General features: G+C 69.3%; 12 protein-coding genes. 3 read left to right on the top strand and 9 right to left on the bottom strand.

The annotated features are described in order from the left end of the window. Position 1 precedes the first annotated feature (1 nt). The 6 genes from QNO11_RS02510 to QNO11_RS02485 form a co-directional block, all read right to left on the bottom strand. On the bottom strand, positions 2-1,141 hold the full coding sequence (locus tag QNO11_RS02510; protein ID WP_257509150.1) for a DegT/DnrJ/EryC1/StrS family aminotransferase: 1,140 nt from the start codon (positions 1,139-1,141) through the stop codon (positions 2-4). Beyond that, positions 1,138-1,764, bottom strand: a complete 627-nt coding sequence (locus tag QNO11_RS02505) for a NeuD/PglB/VioB family sugar acetyltransferase (RefSeq protein WP_257509149.1) — start codon at positions 1,762-1,764, stop codon at positions 1,138-1,140. The genes QNO11_RS02510 and QNO11_RS02505 overlap by 4 nt, the downstream gene beginning before the upstream one ends. Next, complete coding sequence (locus tag QNO11_RS02500; protein WP_257509148.1) at positions 1,761-2,906, bottom strand: DegT/DnrJ/EryC1/StrS family aminotransferase; 1,146 nt, start codon at positions 2,904-2,906, stop codon at positions 1,761-1,763. Before QNO11_RS02500 ends, QNO11_RS02505 begins: the two co-directional genes overlap by 4 nt. Then, the gene (locus tag QNO11_RS02495; RefSeq protein WP_257509147.1) at positions 2,903-3,901 is read right to left on the bottom strand and encodes an NAD-dependent epimerase/dehydratase family protein; all 999 of its coding nucleotides are present in this window, start codon (positions 3,899-3,901) and stop codon (positions 2,903-2,905) included. Before QNO11_RS02495 ends, QNO11_RS02500 begins: the two co-directional genes overlap by 4 nt. After that, on the bottom strand, positions 3,898-4,959 hold the full coding sequence (locus QNO11_RS02490; protein WP_257509146.1) for a Gfo/Idh/MocA family protein: 1,062 nt from the start codon (positions 4,957-4,959) through the stop codon (positions 3,898-3,900). The genes QNO11_RS02495 and QNO11_RS02490 overlap by 4 nt, the downstream gene beginning before the upstream one ends. A 67-nt stretch (positions 4,960-5,026) precedes the next feature. After that, entirely contained in the window at positions 5,027-10,561 is a 5,535-nt protein-coding gene (locus tag QNO11_RS02485) for a DUF4082 domain-containing protein (protein WP_257509145.1), read from the bottom strand. A 216-nt stretch (positions 10,562-10,777) separates the two neighbouring features. Here QNO11_RS02485 and QNO11_RS02480 point away from each other — a divergent pair, with 216 nt between their 5' ends. After that, the gene (locus QNO11_RS02480) at positions 10,778-11,383 is read left to right on the top strand and encodes an acyltransferase (RefSeq protein WP_257509144.1); all 606 of its coding nucleotides are present in this window, start codon (positions 10,778-10,780) and stop codon (positions 11,381-11,383) included. 39 nt (positions 11,384-11,422) lie between these two features. Here QNO11_RS02480 and coaA read toward each other — a convergent pair whose 3' ends face one another. Next, positions 11,423-12,391, bottom strand: coding sequence for a type I pantothenate kinase (gene coaA, locus QNO11_RS02475; RefSeq protein WP_257509143.1), 969 nt, complete (start codon positions 12,389-12,391; stop codon positions 11,423-11,425). 286 nt (positions 12,392-12,677) lie between these two features. Here coaA and QNO11_RS02470 point away from each other — a divergent pair, with 286 nt between their 5' ends. Together QNO11_RS02470 and QNO11_RS02465 are read left to right on the top strand one after the other, a co-directional pair. Then, positions 12,678-14,156 carry an APC family permease gene (locus QNO11_RS02470; protein WP_285169648.1) on the top strand — a complete coding sequence of 493 codons (1,479 nt, stop codon included), beginning with the start codon at positions 12,678-12,680 and terminating at the stop codon, positions 14,154-14,156. Beyond that, a complete protein-coding gene (locus QNO11_RS02465; RefSeq protein ID WP_257509141.1) occupies positions 14,153-14,953 on the top strand; it encodes an IclR family transcriptional regulator in 801 nt (266 codons plus the stop codon). The genes QNO11_RS02470 and QNO11_RS02465 overlap by 4 nt, the downstream gene beginning before the upstream one ends. Here the strand turns inward: QNO11_RS02465 and lepB are convergent. Both lepB and QNO11_RS02455 read right to left on the bottom strand, forming a co-directional pair. Beyond that, positions 14,929-15,462, bottom strand: coding sequence for a signal peptidase I (lepB, locus tag QNO11_RS02460; RefSeq protein WP_257509140.1), 534 nt, complete (start codon positions 15,460-15,462; stop codon positions 14,929-14,931). The two genes, QNO11_RS02465 and lepB, sit on opposite strands and share 25 nt — an antisense overlap. Position 15,463: 1 nt before the next feature. Beyond that, a complete protein-coding gene (locus QNO11_RS02455) occupies positions 15,464-16,105 on the bottom strand; it encodes a DUF305 domain-containing protein (protein WP_257509139.1) in 642 nt (213 codons plus the stop codon). Between the last annotated feature and the right edge of the window lie 58 nt (positions 16,106-16,163).

The following is a 16,163-nucleotide window of genomic DNA, read 5'->3' as shown; positions in this document are numbered from 1 at the left end:
GTCACCGGCGCACCTCACTCCTCAGCAGCGCGTCCGCGAGGCCCTGCGCCACCCGCTCCTGCTGCTGCGCAGTCAGATGAGGGAACATCGGCAACGAGAGGATGCGGCCGGCCGCGGCCTCGGCGACGGGGAACTGTCCGCGGCGGCCGCCCAGGTGCGCGTACGCCTCGGTCAGGTGCACCGGTGTCGGATAGTGGATGCCGGCGCCGATCCCCGCAGCGCCCAGCTCCGCCATGACACGGTCGCGGTCGTCGACCCGCACGACGTACAGGTGCCAGATGTCGGTGTTTCCCGGCCGCACCTCGGGGAGGCGGATCCCGTCGAGCCCGGCCAGCAGGCCGGCGTACCGTTCGGCGGCCGCGCGCCGGGCGGCGTTCCAGTCCTCGAGCCGACGCAGCTTCGCCCGCAGCACGGCGGCCTGCACGGCATCCAGCCGGGCGTTGACCCCGATGTGGTCGTGCACGTATTTGACCGAGCTGCCGTGGGCACCGAGGTTGCGTACGAGGGCGGCGATGCCGTCATCGTCGGTCATCACCGCGCCGGCGTCACCGGCCGCACCCAGGTTCTTGCCGGGGTAGAAGCTCGTCGCCGCGACGTGACCGAGCGCACCCGCCCGTCCGGACGGCCCCGACGCGCCCTGAGACTGCGCGGCATCCTCGATCACGGCCAGGCCGTGCCGCCGCGCCAGGGCGGTGATCAGTCCCATCGGGGCCGTCTGCCCGAACAGGTGCACCGGAGCGATGGCGCGCGTGCGCGGCGTGATCGCCGACTCCACGGCATCCGGGTCGATCAGCAGATACTCGTCATCCACGTCGACGAACACCGGCACCGCGCCGATGCGCGAGGCCGCCTCGGCGGTGGCGATGAACGTGTTGGCGGGCATGATGATCTCATCGCCCGGCTCGATCCCGACGGCGCGATACGCCAGCTCCAGCGCATCGGTGCCGTTGGACACACCGACGACGTGTCGCACGCCGATGTAGTCGGCGTACTCCTGCTCGAACGCCGCAACCTCGGGTCCGCCGACGAAGGATGCCGATTCGAGCTGGGCCTGCCACACGGGCAGCACCTCGGCGGCGACCTCGGCCTGCTGCGCTGCCAGGTCAAGGAACGGCACGACTGCGGTGACCGTGACCGTCATGCGAAGACCCCCAGAGGTCGTGCGGGCACCCCGGCCCATGTCTGGTTCGGCGGGACGTCGTTGAGCACCGCGGCGCCCATCCCGACCGTGGCGTGGCTGCCCACGACGACGCCGGGGTGGATCGACGCGTTCATCCCGATGTACGCGCCCTCGCCGATGCGCACGCCGCCACCGAGCGCGACGCCGGCGGCGAGGGTGACGAAGTCCTCCAAGACGTCGTCATGCGTGATGACGCAGTTGGGCATGACGACGACGTGGCGGCCGACGGTGGCATCCGCTGTCACCGCCGCACCGTCGAGCACGATGGCGCCGGGGGCGATGCGGCTCGTCCTGCCGATGCGCGCGGACGCCGCGACGAACGTGGCGAAGCGGTCGTCGCCGACCCCTTCGGAACGCAGCCGACTGACGACCGAGCGCCGGCTCGCACTCGGCCCGACACAGACGAGCACGAGGCCGTCCCGACGGGCGGCGGAGGAGACCGGGCCGATCACCGGCACACCGCCCACGGAGCTGCCCCAAAGCGCCATGTCGTCGTCAAGGATCCCGACGATGCCCTCGGCACCGGCGGCGATCACCTCGCGGGCAAGGCCGCTCGCACCCACCAGCAGCACCCCCGCGGTCATGCGGCGATCCCGACGGGCGCGCGCAGCACCGAGATCACGCGTTCCTGATCCGCGGCGCTCAGGGTGTGAAACAGCGGCAGGATCAGCGTGCGGTCGGTGAGGCGTTCGGTCACCGGGAGGCCGCCGGGCGGAACCAGATTGCGGTACGGGACCTGGCGATGTGCGGCCATGATGCCGCGCCGAGCGGAGATATCGGCTTCGGCGAGCGCGACGAGCAGGCCGTCCCGGTCCGTCGGATACTCGTCGAGCACCTCGACCCAGAAGGATTGCACGTTGCCCGTGCCGTACTCCGGATCGGCGACGGCACGCAGGCCCGGGATCTCGCGCAGCGCGGTGCGGTAGTGCGTCGCCAGCTCACGACGTCGACGGACGATGTGCGGCAATCGCCGCAGCTGCACGAGCCCGACTGCCGCCTGCATGTCGGTCATGCGGAAGTTGTAGCCGACCTCGGTGTACTCCTCCGCCGGCGGCAGCACCGAGTCGTGACGGTCTGCTGCCGAGACGCTCATCGCGTGCTCGCGCAGCCGCCGGGCACGCTTGGCCCAGTCCCCGCGGGTCGTGGTGATCATGCCCCCCTCGCCGGTGGTCAGGAGCTTGCGCGGGTGGAACGACCACGCCGCGATCTCGGCGCCGGCGCCCACGGGACGCCCTTTATAGGTGGAACCGGCAGCACAAGCGGCATCCTCGATCACGATGATCCCGAGCGGGTCGGTCGCCTCCCGCACGTCGTCGAGATCGACGGGGACTCCACCCTGGTCCACAACGATGACCGCTTTGGTCGCCGACGTGATCGCCAGCCGAACCGTCTCACCACTGACGTTTCCGGTGATCGGATCGACGTCCGCGAAAATGGGATTGGCGCCCACGTACCGCACGGCGTTCGTCGTCGCGATGAACGAGAACGACGGAAGCACGACATCGTCACCGGGTCCGATGCCGGCGACGATCAGGGCGAGATGCAGCGCGGTAGTGCAGCTGGTCGTCGCCACCGCGTAGGGCACGCCCACGGCTTCGGCGAATTCCTTCTCGAACTGCGCCACCCGGGGGCCCTGCGCCACCCAGCCGCTGGCGATCACTTCGGCGACCGCGTCGGCCTCTTCCTGGCCGAGCCACGGCACCATGACATTGATGCGCTCGCTCATCGGGCCGTGACCTTCCGTCCAACGGAGATTTCCTCGCGCAACGGCGCCCACCAGTCCACGAGCAGCCGCAGCCCTTCCTCGATGTCGATGCGCGCTTCGAAGCCGAGGTCGCGCCGGGCGGCGGTGGTGTCCGCGAGACGCCGGACGACGCCGTTGACGGCGCGCTCCGGCCCGTGCTCGATGCCCAGTCCCTCGGCTCCCATCACCCGCAGCAGGGCCTGGGCGAGGCCGATCAGGCTCGTCTCGGTGCCGCTGGCGATGTTGTAGGTGCCTTCGACGATGTCGCTCTGCGCGGCCAGCACGTTCGCCCGCGCGATGTCGGGCACGCACACGAAGTCCATCGTCTGCGCCCCGTCGCCGAAGATGAGCGGCGGCCGGCCGTCGGCGATGCGCTCCATCCAGCGCACGAGCACCTCGGTGTACAGGCCGTGGACATCCATGCGCGGGCCGTACACGTTGAAGTAACGCAGCAGCACGTAGTCCAGCCCCTGCATCGCCCGGAAGCTGCGGACGAGTCCCTCGTTGAACGTCTTCGCCGCCCCGTAGAGGGTGTCGTTGTTCTCGTGATGGTGACGTTCGTCGGTCGGGAACGTCTCCGCCATCCCGTACACCGAGGCGCTGGATGCCGCGATGAGCTTCTTCACGCGGTGCCGTGCCGCCGATTCGACGACGTTGAACGTGCCGTCGACGAGCACTTCCAGCGCCAGGCGGGGTTCCTCTGCGCACTGCGTGATGCGGATCGCCGCCTGGTGGAAGACGACGTCCTTGTCTGCGGTGAGGTCGTCGACCAGACGTGCGTCGCGGATGTCCCCCTCGATGAGGCTCACCCGACCGGTGGCGAGGGCGTCGTCCAGGTTCGCCAGCCGCCCGCGCACGAGGTTGTCGAGCACGTCGACGTGTGCGACGCCGGCTGTCAGCAGTTCGTCCACGAGGGTCGAACCGATCGTTCCAGCCCCGCCGGTGACCAGAACACGGGTTCCTTCCAGACGGGTCATGCCGCCACCTCCTCAAGATCGGTCACGATGGGCCGGGGCGCCCCGGCTGCGGCAAGGCTCGATGTGGCCGCTTCGAGCACCGACAGCACCCGCAAGCCCGCGGTTCCGCTGGTGCGGGCGGCGCGACCCTCGCGGATCGCGGCGGCCAGTTCGGACACGACCCCGCCCAGCGCTTCACGTTCGGGCAGTGCGGGCGCCCAGGTGTCGCCGAGCCGGTACGAGATGTTCGCGGCGCGGGTGTCCGCGGAGGTGACCTTCGACACGGCGTCGATGTCGACGCCGCGGTCGTAGACGCTCAGCCGCTGCTGCGGATTGAGGTCGTCCCAGACGAGCGTGCGCTTGGTGCCGCCGATGACCATCTGGCGGATCTTGGTCGGGCTCAGCCAGTTGACGTGCACGTGCGCCATGGCGCCGCATTCCAGCGGCATCGCGAGGTAGCCGACGCACGACCTTCCGGTTCGCAGCGGGTCCGAGCCGTGGGCGGAGACCGATGTCGCGGCGAGCCCGCCGGGCAGCACGAAGTCCATGATCGACAGGTCGTGCGGGGCGAGGTCCCAGAAGACGTCGACGTCGGGCTGGATGAGCCCGAGGTTGATGCGCACGCTGTCCACGAAAAGGATGTCACCGAGAGCCCCCTCGGCCACGAGCTCGCGGATCTTCAGCACCGCGGGGGTGTAGCAGTAGGTGTGATCAGCCATGAGAACCAGGCCGCGCTCCTCGGCGACGCGCACCATCTCGGCACCGCGCTCGCGCGTGTCGGCGAGCGGCTTTTCCACCATCACGTGCTTGCCCGCCGCCAGCGCTGCCAGCACGATCGCGTGGTGCGTGCGCGCCGGGGTGGCGATCGCGACCGCGTCCACGATCGGATCCCGCAGCAACTCGGCGAGGTCGGACGTGATCGGCACCCCCCCGACGCTGTCGGCGACACCGCGCGCCCGCTCCTGATCGAGGTCGCAGATGGCGACCAGATTCCAGTCCGCACTCGCACGGAAATTGCGTGCGAGGTTCGGCCCCCAATAGCCGGCGCCGATGACGGCGACGTTCAACCGTTCAGTCACGGTCCCCCCAGATTCCCCAAATGTTGTTCCCAGTTGTGCGGTCCTGTCACCGCGGGCGGCCGAGCCGCTAGCCGGAGGGGACGAACAATACGTCCACCCAGTAGTTGTGGCGCGACAGATTCACCGGATAGTCCCTTGAATAGGTGTAGGTGCCGCCGTCAGCCGGTATCGCGAAATGCCCAAACGTCGTCGGATCGGCGAACGCCCCGAGATCCACCGCATACCGCCCCGTGGTGCTGTGCAATCCCACCCGGTACTCAACACCGGGCACGAGGTCGATCGGCGCGTCGAAGATCGCTGTCTGCCAGCCATCGGCCGTCTCATCGGCGAAGTTCAACTCCGCGAGCTTCACGAGGCCGTCACGCCACAGGAAGCCTGTGTGCTCCCCGGTGTTCGCGGCGCCCTTATAGAAGCGGATGGCGGTGGCCCACCCCGCGGTATCGACGGTGAATCGCGTGCCGACCTGAATCGTGTCCGGGTCGTCCCACGCGGCGTGCTGCGGCAACGCGTCTCCGAAGATCGACACCGCGTCACGCACGACCGGTTCTCCGACGGTGGTGAAGCTCCATGAGTTTGCGAGCACTCCACGCCCTGGCACGCTGACCGTCGCGGTATATGTCGCACCCCAGTCGAGCGGCTCGCTCGGCGTGAATGCGACGGTGCGCGTTCCGCTGTCGTATGTGCCGGCACCGGCGACAGGTCCGTCCGCTGCGGACAGTCCGATCGTGGCCCCGGACTCGTCCGCGCTCAACACCGCGGATACCACCTCCGTGGGTGCAACTTCCGCGGCACCGCCATCGGGCGTGGTGGACTGAAGCGTGATGGGTGCCAGCGGCTCCGGTTCCGCAAAGACGACCTCAGCATCGACGAAGTAGCTGGAAGCACTCCACGAATAGGTAGGGAAGCCACCTTCGGCGGCATAGAGGAACCGGCCGTTTGCGACTGCCGGTGCCGTGATCCGTCCGCTGACCTTCGCCGTCTGGAAGTACTCCGATTGGACTGCAAACCTCCCGGTCGGCGCCAGATAGGAGACGACATAGCTCTCCCCCGGCAGTACCTCGATCGGGTCCGTCAACTCAGCCCGTTGCCACCCCGACGCCGTCTCATGAGAGAACGTCACGCGCGCAAGGACCTCACCGCTCGATGACCACAGTGTTCCGCGGTGTGTCCCGGTATTGGATTCGCCTTTGTAGAACCGAATTGCGGTGACGGCTCCCGCCTGCGCGACGTGGAAGGCCGTGCCGACCTCGACCGACGCGTTGTCCGCCGCCGCGGCGATTGCAGGCATTTCGTTGCCGAAGAGCGTCTCGGCGGTGCCTGTCACGGGGGCGCGCGCGGTTCGGAACGTCCAGGAATCCAGCGTCGCTCCCGCGAGCGTGACCACTGCGGTGTATGTCGTGTAGGGAGCGAGGTCGGTCGACGGAACGAACGAGACGGCTGCGCTTCCCGGGTCGACGGCGACCTCGCCGGTGACGACGCCCGCCTCGCTGCTGAGGGTGAGCGACAGTTCCGGAGACATCCGGTCGAGCGCCGCTGTGACCGAAGAGCCGACCGGTACGCCCGTGGCGTCGCGGGCGGGCGTCACTTCAGCGACCGTGGGCGGCGCGTGGGGGTCGTCGCTGTCGACGACGAACTCCACATCTGCGAAGTAGTTCGTCGAGTCCCACACCGCATCGGGCATCGCTCCGCCTGCACCGTAGCGGTAGCGGCCGTTCGCCGGGCTCTCAGCCGTCAGCGGACCGCTCGTGACGGGTGCTCCGAGCCCGCCACTCTTGTATGCGTATCGGCCCTGCGGAGCGAAGTAGGACACCGTGTATAGTGCGCCCGGCTGGATCTCGACAGGTTCCGGGAGGACTGCGCGTTGCCATCCGCCGGTGCCCCCGCCCACGAAAGCGACCTCTGCCAGACGTTCGCCTGTCGGGGACCACAGCGATCCGGTGTGCGTGCCCGCGGTTCCGGCCCCCTTGTAGAAGCGGATCGCGCGCACTTCGCCTGCCACCGAGGAGCGGAACGCCATGCCCAGTTCCACCGAGGCGGCTTCCGAAGCGACTGCCGTAAGCGCGGGCGCGGCGTCGCCGAAGAATGTCGTCACGCTGGGACTCGAATCCGCGACCTGGAACGACCATGAGACGTCGGGTCCTGCGGTGCCGTCGGTGCCGATCACGGCGGTGATGTCGACGGTCACCGCCGCGCCCGACGGCAGAGCCGTCGCCGGACTGAACTCGAGTGAGCGGCCATCCGTCGACAGCAGCCAGTTACCCTCGACAGCCGCCCCGTTCGCGCGCACCGAGCCGGCCACGCCGGCGGCGATCGGGTGCGAGAAGCCGACCGATAGCGTCGTATCCGCAGACGCATCAGATGCGTCCCGCTCAGGTGTGAAGTTCGTCGCCGTCGGCGCCGTCGGAGCATCCTCGAACACCAGGTCCATTGCGTAGTTCGTTGACGACGACTGCGACGGGAACCCGTCGGCATAGGTGAATGCGCCCCCATTCGCGGGCACGGACAGTGGTCCCCGCGTATAGCCAGACGCGCCGAACTGGCCCACACTGCTGGAATAGCCACCTGCAGGAGCCAGGTAGGAGGCCAAATAGGTTTCTCCGGGAACCACATCAACCGCCTGGTCCAGGTACACCGTCTGCCAGCCGTGCGATGATCCAGCGACGGCATCCGCCTCGGCCAATTGCACGCCATCGGCTCCCCACAGCGCGACGCGATGCGGGCCGGTGTTGGCGCTTCCCTTGAAGAACTTCAGCGCGGCGATCGCGCCAGGCGTCGACACGGCAAACCGCACGCCGAGCGTCACCAGATCGTCATCCGCGGTGGACTCGATGATCGGCCTGGAGCTTTCGAGGAACAGGGAACACGGGCATTGACCTTCGGGAAGGTCGGCGGATTGGGTTGTGAAGCTCCATCCCGAATCGGCGGCGAGTTCGACGCCGTTCTCATCCGACCCCGTGGGAACAACGGTGTACCTCGTGGCCGGAGAAAAACCTACTGTCGACGAGAACCGAACGGTGCGCGTCTGCTCGTTGTACGAGACCGTTCCCGGCACCTCTTGCCCGTCCGCGCTCCGCACGATGAGCGCTACCGACGCGGGGTCGGCGGCGCGGGTGAAGGTTCCGGTGATCGGCACCTCTAGAGCGGTACTGGAGGCGTCCGCCTGCGGCGACCGCGATGCAATCCGCAGCGGCGACGTGTCCGACGATTCGAAGGCGACGTCCACAAAGTAATTCGACTCGTGCCATGTCTCGACGGGCCGGGTCCCCGAATTCCCGAACACACCCGCAGCGCCCGCGCCCACTTCCGTGGAAACGGTCAGGGGCGATGCGGTCCCTGCCTTATAAGGCCAATACGACCCGGTCATCGAGTAGCCGCCCTGCGGCGCCGTGTACGAGACGGTGTAGGTCGTCCCTGCAAGAATCTCCACGGGGGCCGTGAACGACGCCTCCTGCCACCCCGAAGCGCTTTCGTCATCGAAGACCACCGTTGCCAAGCGGTTGCCCGCCTCATCCCACAGCGAGCCAGTGTGCGTGCCCGTGTTGGCAGGTCCTTTGTAGAAGCGCACCCCGGTGACGAAGCCATCGGAGGCTGAGCTGAACCGCAAACCCAACTCCACCCCGTCATCGTCGTCTACGGAGAGAATCTCGGGCGTGACCTCGCCGAGTACTGAGTACGGGCCGATCACCTCGACGTCGCGGGTCGTGCCACCAGGTGAGAAGTTCGCCGAATCGTCGATGGCACGAGCGATGATCGCCGTGGTTCCGGAGCCCTGCTGTATGTAGCTGTACGACCACGAGGTCGTTCCCTCAGCCGCATGCCAACTGCGACCCTCATCGGTGGATACCTCCACCCCCGCGACGCGGCCGTCGCTGTCCGTCGCCGCGCCCGTCACAGTCACTCTAGAGCCGTGCGCAGCCGTCGCACCGGGCGGTGGCGAAGTGATGGTTGTCGTCGGCGGCGAGGTATCGCTGCTCGCAGAGGTGGCCACGAGGCCTGGCATGATGCTGCCCGGCCGCGCGCCCATGTCGGCGAGGAGGTTCACCTGCGCCTGCTGCATCCGCTGATCTGCCGGATGCTGCGGCCCATCGTGATCACTGTCAAGTCCCCAGGCCCACTGCACGCTCGCCGCCGAGAACACCAGGGCGCCGCTGGCCGCCCGGTACAGAGTGATGTGGTGCTTCGTTGTTCCGTCGGTGACCGTGTTGCCGTAGTCACGGAGATACTCCGGCGTCGTGCCCACGGTCGTGGAAAGTCGGATCAGGCCCTCGGGTCGGAACCCGTTGTCGACGTCCTCATTGGATTCGTAGCCGACGGTGTCTTCGGTCAGCTGCGCCGACGTCCCCGGAGTGAGCGACCCCAGCGATGTGCCACGCCACAGGCGATTCTTGCCCTCCTCGGACGAGACCGTCAGCGGGAGGTAGACCTCGTTGACCATGAACATCGTGCCGGTCAAGCTGTTCTCTGGCAGATGCCCGCCCTGCGATGCATCCGCGAAGCGGGGATCCCGCCAGGTACCGGTCCACTCAGGTGACGGGTCGATCTTCGCTCTGGACCAGGTCTCCTTGTACGAGACCAGCGTGCGGTAGTCGGCGTGCGAGTCGTCGATGGAGGGCTCATACCGCGTGCGCCAGTAGCCCTCGTTGCCAGTGAGGAACTGAAGGTTGACGCCGGCATCCCGAGCAGCCTCGATGTTGGCACGCTGCGCGCCCGACCAGTACTCGTCGTGACCGACGGAGAGGAAAACGTTGTGGTTGAGCAGCTCGCTGCCGCGGCGGTCGGTGTCCACGCCGGCGAGGTAGCTCACGTCGTACCCGTTGCGCTCCAGGAAGCGCACGGTGGCGTACTCGGAGCTGAAGTAGAAATCGCGGGCCGTGAGGCCTTGCCTGGTCGCAAACGGCCGGTTGTAGCTGACCTTGTATGCCCGGCCGTTCGCGGCGCCGGCGTAGAAGTCGGAGCCGCCATAGATGTTGTATGCGTGCCAGGTCGGATCCGACGTCTGGAAGAGCACATCGGAGGTGTTCCCGTCGTTGCGGACGATGAAGGTGATGTGACTCTGTCCGCCGGTGTCTGCGCGATCGAGCAGCGCGATGTACACGCCCGACACCGCACTGGCCGGAACGTTCCACGTCGCCGACACGTCCCAGGTGCCGCAGTCGTAGAGCTCGGTGGCCTCGTCCGTCCGGCACTCGTTCGCCTGCGGCGCGATCAGCGACGGCTCGACCGACTGGATGAAGCGGGCGCCCTTACCCTGGTACCAACCGGTGCGGTAAATGTCGATGTCGTAATCGGCGGCATCCGTGTCGATCTTGAAATCGATGGCGGACCCGGCGTTCACGCTGATGTCGGTCGCGAAACCCTGGATGGTCGGGTCTCCGGCGCCCTCGATGTCCCATACCTCAGGGTCCGTGCCCATGTTCTCGTTCTCACAGACCACCGGGTTGATGTCGGCGCCGCAGGGGCTCGCCGCTTCGGCGCGCGGCGACGGCTGCATCGCGACCAGCGCGGCGCCGAGCGCGGCGGCGATCACGACCATCGTGACCAGCCGCTGCGCGCGCCGAGCGGATGCCGTCGGCAATGCCGCAGCGGTCCCCAGATTCCCCATGCTCTTCCCCAGTCGCCTGCAGCACGAGCGAGCACTGCAAGCCATAACCCGGCACGACGACGAGCATTCTCATCGACGTCGTGTCTGCGCCTCCCCGGCGCGGACACAACCGGTATCCCCGCGGGCAGTGTATCCACAACCGTCGATCGCGCACAATACAATTCGGAGCACGGATTTCCGGCGCCGGCCGATCCCGCCCCATCCGAGAGGAACACCATGACCTCCACCGCCGACGCACCCGTCGTGCAGCCGTCTGCCGACATCGACGAAGGTGTGGTGCTGGGAGCCCGCACACGCGTGTGGCACCTGGCGCAGGTCCGCGCGGGCGCCCGGCTGGGGGCCGACTGCAACATCGGCCGCGGCGCGTACATCGGCCCGGGCGTCGTGCTCGGCGACGCCTGCAAAGTGCAGAATTACGCGCTGGTGTATGAGCCCGCGGTCGTCGGCGACGGCGTCTTCATCGGGCCCGCCGTCGTCTTCACCAACGACGAATTCCCGCGTGCGGCCAATCCCGACGGGTCACTCAAGAACGCCGACGACTGGAACGCGGTGGGGGTGACCGTCGAACAGGGCGCGTCGATCGGAGCACGGTCGGTGTGCATCGCGCCGGTGACCATCGGCGCGTGGGCGCTGGTGGCGGCAGGCGCTGTGGTCACGAAGGACGTGCCGGCGCATGCGCTGGTCGCCGGGGTTCCTGCCCGGAGGATCGGGTGGGTCGGGCGGGTGGGACGGCCGCTCGTGGCCGACGGGGACGCGTGGGTGTGCCCTGATTCCGGCGAGCGCTACGCCGCCGATGGCGAGTCGCTGCGGCTGCTCGCGTAGCGGCATCCGCGCGCTGCGGCATCCACCCGCCCGCGCCACTCACAGCTTGCGCAGCAGCACCCGCTCCACGGCGTGGTCGGCACCCTTGTGCAGCACCAGCGTGCCGCGGTGCTTGGTCGGCTCGACGTTCTCCCGAAGGTTCGGCAGGTTGATGTCGTTCCAGAACCCCAGGGCGCGGGTGACGGCCTCGTCGTCGGCGATGTCGGCGAACCGGTTGAAGAACGAGTTCGGGTTGGCGAACGCTGCCCGCCGCAGGGCGAGGAACCGGTCGACGAACCACTGCGTGATGTGGTCGGCGTCGGCATCGATGTAGATAGAGAAGTCGAACAGGTCGCTGACGGCGACGTCGTTGGGTGACGGCGGCGGCTGCAGCACGTTCAGCCCCTCGACGATGACGACATCGGGACGGCGCACCGTGACGTGCGCGTCGGGGATGATGTCGTACCGCATGTGCGAATAGAAGGGCGCGCGCACCTCGGCGGCACCGCTTTTCACCTCGGTGAGGAACGCCACGAGCGCGCGGCGGTCGTACGACTCCGGGAAGCCCTTGCGGTGCATGATGCCGCGGCGCTCGAGTTCGGCATTGGGGTAGAGGAAGCCGTCGGTGGTGATCAGCTCGACGCGTGGGGTGCCGGGCCACCGACTCATGAGTTCCCGCAGCAGGCGCGCGATCGTGGATTTGCCGACCGCGACGGAACCGGCCACTCCCACGACGAACGGCGTCGTGGTGTCGGACTCCCCCAGGAACGCGCTCTCTTCGGCACCGAGGCGCTTGGTGTTCTCGGCGTACAGCGACAGCAGGCGGCTGAGCGGCAGGTACACCTCCCGCACCTCGTCCATGTCGAGCCGGTCGCCGATGCCGCGCAGCTGCACGACCTCGGTCTCGGACAGCGGGTTCGGCATGCCGCGCGCCAGGCGCGCCCAGTCGGCACGGTCGATCTCGCGGTAGAGCTCGCGCGCGAGGGGCTCGGGCGCAGCGTCTTCGCTCACAGCAGTGGTCTCGGCCATCGCGCCCATCGTATCCGGGCGCACCGCGGCATCCGCGCAGCCGCCCGCGCCGCGTGAGAAACCACTTCTCGGTCGAGACACCACGCGTCGCGTGGTTTCTGATCCGGAAAGTGGTTTCTCACCGGTGGGCCCGGCCCGCCCGGCCCGGGCGGGGCGCGGCGGCGGGTCGCGGCGGGGCGGCGCGACCGGCGGGCTGGCCTCGGCGGCTCACACCGAGTCACGCGCCGGAAACACCGGCGAGCGCGATACGCAACACCGCGGGCGTAGCCTCCCGCCGGGAGGGCACATGAGCGCACTGAGCGACGCGATCTCCCGGCGGCAGCCGGCGGCGAGCCTGTCGGCCCGGTCGCCGCTGCACGGGCTGCGCCGGGGGTCGGTGCGCACAGTCGACCTCGTCGCCCAGTCGGTGGCGGCCGTGGCTCCGGCGGGCGTGCTGCTCACCCACTCCGGCGGCCTGGTCGGCCACCTGGGTTCGTTCTCGTTCGTGGCGCTCTTGCTGACTGCCGCGGTGGTGGTGCTCGTGGCGCTGACGATGTCGGTGTTCGCGCGGCGCATCTCGGCCGCGGGCGGCATCTACACCTTCGTGACCCGCGGCCTCGGCCCGATCGTGGGGATCGCCGCCGGCGCCGCCATCGCCCTGGGGTACGCGAGTGTCGCCATCGACACGCTGCGCAGCGGCGTGCGCCGACTGGGCGGCCTCATCACCGCAGGGAACGGGGAGGATGCCGCGACCACCGTCCTGCTTGCGCTCGGTTGCACGGCGATCATCGTCGTGGTCATCGTGTGCGGCGCCCGCGCGTCCACGCGCGTGATGCTCGTGATCGAGTCGGTCGCGGTGGCGGCGATCCTGGCGGTGACGGCCGTCGTCTTTGCCGGCACCGGGTGGGACCTTGCCCCGTTGGTGCCCGATCCCGGCGCGATGCCGTCGCCATCGGCACTGGCCGGCGGCATCGGGATCGCCCTGGTGTCCTTCGTCGGCTTCGAAAGCGGCGCCACACTCGGTCCCGAGAGTCGGCGCCCGCTGGCCAGCGTCCCCCGAGCGCTGGTGTGGACGGCCGTCGCCGTCGCGATCGTGTACCTGTTCGGCACCGGCGCCCAGCTGTCGGCCGCGGCCAGCGGCTGTGCAGGGCGCACCTCGGCGCTGGTGCCCGCGTCGGTGCTCGAGTCGGCACCGTGGACGGCGACGCTCATCGACGCCGTCATCGCGGCATCCTGGCTCGTCTGCACCCTCGCCTGCACGAACGCCCTCGTCCGGCTCGTCTTCACGATGGCGCGCGAGGGGATCCTGCCGGCCTGGCTCGGCCGCACCTCGCAACGCTTCGCGACGCCGCATCGCGCTGCGCTCACCGTCGGCGGTGTGGTCGCCACCGGGACCATCCTGCAGGCGTGGGCCGGCCACGGCTCACTGCTGGACGCCACGATCGCACTGGCCACACCGGTGGGGTTCCTCATCGCCTACCTGCTGGTGTGCGCAGCCGCGGTGCCCTATCTGCTGCGGGTGGGCGAGTTCACCCTGCGGGAGTCGTGGCCGGCGATCGTCGGTACCGTCGCGCTGGGAGCGGTCGCCGTGACCGAAGTGATGGGGGTGGTCGGGCTCGACCGCGCCGCGCTGGCGATCATCGCCGTGGTCCTCGCGATGGCGGTGCTCGGCCACGTCGTGCGGTTCCGTGCCGGCCGCACGTCGACGTCGCACTCCGGCGCGTACGACACTCCGGTCGCGGCGGACGCCCTGGCGACGCCCGGCGACGGGCTGCCGCGGCCGTGAGCGGGCCATCGGGTCTGCGCAGCGGTGTCGGACAGGCGCTCGCGGTGCTGGAAGAGGTCGCCCGGGCCGGTCCCTCGCTGTCCGCGAACGGCATCGCCCGCATCCTCGGCATGCCGCGGGCCAGCGCCTACCGCCTGATCAACGCCCTGGTCAGCGAGGAGTATCTGCTGCGCCACCCGACCCTCGACGGATTCCTGCTGGGGGTGCGCGTGGTCGAACTGGCACACCTCGTCGCCCCGACACAGCCTGTCGTCGCCCCCGACATCATCGGACAACTGCGGATGCAGACGGGCGAAGCCGTGCATTTCGTGCGCTACCAGCGCGGCCGCGTCGTCGTCGTCGACGAGGACCCGATGCGTCCGCTGCTGTCGGTGAACCGCACCCGGCGCCAGCTCGGCTCGACCGCGATCGGACGCCTGCTGCTGGCCGGCTTCGCCCCGCCGCTGACCGCCCACCCCGATCGCGAGGCCGTCGCGGAGGTGATCAGCACCGCCCGGTCGTCAGGGATCACTGCTGCCGAGCACCGCCGCATCGCCGCGGAGGTCACCGAACACGACTTCGCGGCCTACGCCGAGCCCGACGGCCAAGGCCGTGCATGCATCGCCGTGCCGGTGCGTTCCGGCGACGGCCGGCTGGTGGGCGGGGTCGCGCTGTCCACGGCCGACGGCGACCTCGATGCCGCCGCCCGCCACCTTTCCCGCGTGCGCGACAGCGCCGCACTGCTCGTGCTGGCGGCACAGGACGCCGGACGGGGCGGCAGTGGCGACCTCGCTCAGGGGATGTCGAGCGTGAACTGAAGGGTGCCGACGATCACAGGCACCGGCACGGTCCCGAGGTAGCGGGAGTCGATGGATGCCGCGCGGTTGTCGCCCAGCACGAACACGGCATCGGCGGGGACGGTCACGTCGAACGCGAGCACGCTGGCCAGCGCGTCCGGGTCGGCCAGATAGGGCTCCGCGAGCGGCACCCCGTCGACCGTCACCCGTCCCGCGGCGTCGCAGCAGACCACCCTCTCCCCCGGCAGCCCGACCACGCGCTTCACGAACGTCGGCGACACCTCGTCCGTGCCGGTGAGCCGGGCCACGCGACCGGCCCACTCCCCCGGATCGGTGAACACCACAATGTCGGAGCGCGCCGGCGTGCTGCCGTCGGTGCGGCCTGCCACCACGACATCCCCGACCGGCACGGCGGGTGCCATCGACGCGGACTCCACGCGGAAGACCGTGACGTGCGACCCTGCGGCGAGCGCGGCGCCAAGCACCACCGCCACGATGCCGGCGATGCTCACCTGCTGCCACACCTTCATGTCACAGCAGCCCCAGCCTCGCGGTCATCGCCTCGATCTCGCGTTGCTGCTCGGCAGCGATGTGCTTGGACAGCGCCCGGATGAAGCTGTTATCGCCGTCGGCGATCGCTCTGCGCGCCATCTGGATCGCGCCCTCGTGGTGGGCGATCATCAGCGCGAGGAACGCCTTCTCCGCCGGGGCGCCTTCCTGCCCGTCGAAGGCGGCGATCTGCTCCGCGGTGGCCATGCCCGACATCGTGCCGGTGTGACCGTGGTCCATGATGCCGATCTCGTGCCAGGCATCCGACCAGCTCTGCATCTGCGCGATCTCGGCAGCCTGGTCGCGCTCGATGTAAGCGGCCAACGCCGTCGACGTCTCGTCAATGCCGGGGGTCGCCGCGAGGATGCGGGACAGGTCGATCGCCTGCTGGTGATGCGGGATCATCATCGCCGCGAACGCGATGTCGGCTTCGTTCGGCAGGTCGTCGCCGGAGTCGTCCCGCGGTGCCGCGTCGACGGAGCCGGACGCCGGGGCCGCACCCGCGGCGGCGGAAGCCCCGGCGGATTGCGCGGCGCTGGGGGGCACCAGCGGCACGCCGACGGCGACGGCACCGCCCAGCAGCAGCACCGCGAGCGAGACGGCGGCGGCGAGCGGTCGACGCATGAAGGCTCCTCGGCGGGAAGACGAAGGTGGCGGTCCGGCCCGCGGAGGGCCGGACCGC

Origin of the sequence: Microbacterium sp. zg-B96 (genome assembly GCF_030246865.1) — a bacterium.
GTDB lineage: Bacteria > Actinomycetota > Actinomycetes > Actinomycetales > Microbacteriaceae > Microbacterium.
This window is presented reverse-complemented; position numbering and strand designations above follow the sequence as displayed.